This is a genomic window from Treponema sp. R80B11-R83G3 (assembly GCF_054786115.1).
Genome location: NZ_BDHF01000361.1, coordinates 1 through 720 on the forward strand (window position 1 = coordinate 1; position 720 = coordinate 720).

The 720-nt window shown below is 43.5% G+C and carries 2 protein-coding genes; one reads left to right on the forward strand and one right to left on the reverse strand.

Annotation, left to right across the window (positions count from 1 at the left end):
* Nucleotides 1–328 (reverse strand): S-adenosylmethionine synthetase N-terminal domain-containing protein (locus ACYVRH_RS13860; protein ID WP_461257471.1); only part of this gene is annotated, 328 nt, incomplete at its 3' end.
* Between the two features lie 113 nt (nt 329–441).
* Between ACYVRH_RS13860 and ACYVRH_RS13865 the strand changes: the two genes are divergently transcribed.
* The coding region (locus ACYVRH_RS13865; RefSeq protein ID WP_461257472.1) for a 4-alpha-glucanotransferase at nt 442–720 on the forward strand (279 nt) is incomplete at its 3' end.

The window sequence follows — 720 nt, forward strand, 5'->3', positions numbered from 1 at the left end:
GCGATATGTCGGGAGACTGGTTGTGAATCATGTCAAGAACCGCCATGGAATTGCAGTCAAGCCCGTAAGACGGGTCGGTGTAGCCTATATCCCTCGCAATATCCCGCACCAAATGATGGAAATCGACAAACGTATTTGTCGTAATTTCCCCGCCGATAAGCACAAGTGAGGTGGACGCGAATGTCTCACAAGCCACCCTGCTTTCAGGGTCTTCTTTAAGGCACGCGTCAAGAATCGCGTCAGATACCTGATCGCAAAGCTTGTCGGGATGCCCTTCGCCGACTGATTCAGATGTGAAAAAATATGTCGAATTATCCGTGTTTTTCATATTAATCTCCTTATTATAATAGTATCGAAAATTTCACTTTTTGGCAATGATAACTATTTACCATTAATTAAAAAAGCGTTATAATTAATAAAATCCGATAAAGGGGGGATAATATGGAAAAACAGGCTGTCAATAAACGGCTGCTGGGAGTGGTGGTTCCGGTTGGAGCTTTACGGTCAAAAAAGGGCATGGGAGTGGGCGAATTCTCCGATTTAATTGATTTTGCCGCCCTATGCAAAAAAATGCGGCTTGGATTGATTCAACTTTTGCCTGTAAACGATACCGGTTTTGAAAGTTCTCCGTATTTTAGCTTGACGGCATTCGGCCTTCATCCTCTTTATCTGCGGATTGAAGAACTTGATGAATACGCGTCAACGGAAGATTTGGCTGTT